Origin of the sequence: Prevotella sp. AM23-5 (assembly GCF_003473645.1) — a bacterium.
Taxonomy (GTDB): domain Bacteria; phylum Bacteroidota; class Bacteroidia; order Bacteroidales; family Bacteroidaceae; genus Prevotella; species Prevotella copri_A.
Window position 1 is genome coordinate 1 of the sequence record NZ_QUCG01000107.1, and the last position, 558, is coordinate 558.

The window sequence follows — 558 nt, forward strand, 5'->3', positions numbered from 1 at the left end:
AATCAAAAACAATTTGTATAACTTCAAAATAAAAAACAATGGCACAAGAAGACGATTTAAGAGCATTGGGGAAAATTATGGATTTTCTCCGTGCTGTGAGTATCATACTCGCAATTATGAATGTGTATTGGTATTGCTACGAGGCAATGCACATATGGGGAGTGACAATCGGGGTTGTTGACAGAATCCTTATCAACTTCAACCGTACAGGTGGCTTGTTTCATTCTATCCTCTACACCAAGCTGTTCTCGCTTTTACTCCTGGCGCTCTCATGTCTGGGAACCAAGGGCGTGAAAGCAGAAAAGATGAGTTGGAACAGGATTTGGACGGTTCTTGTCGTTGGCTCCTGTCTGTTCTTCCTCAACTGGTGGATATTATTGTTGCCTATATCTAATTTGGGCAATGCCACGCTGTACATATTTACAATGACAGCGGGTTATATCTGCCTGTTGATGGGAGGACTCTGGATGAGCAGACTCTTGAAACACAACCTCATGGAGGATGTGTTCAATAATGAGAACGAGAGTTTCATGCAGGAGACCAAACTCATGGAGAACG

At 42.7% G+C, this 558-nt stretch carries 1 protein-coding gene; it reads left to right on the top strand.

Features of this window, described 5'->3' with window-relative positions:
- Positions 1-38: 38 nt before the first annotated feature.
- Positions 39-558: YWFCY domain-containing protein (locus DW657_RS18475; RefSeq protein WP_233547183.1), on the top strand; the 520-nt coding region annotated here is incomplete at its 3' end.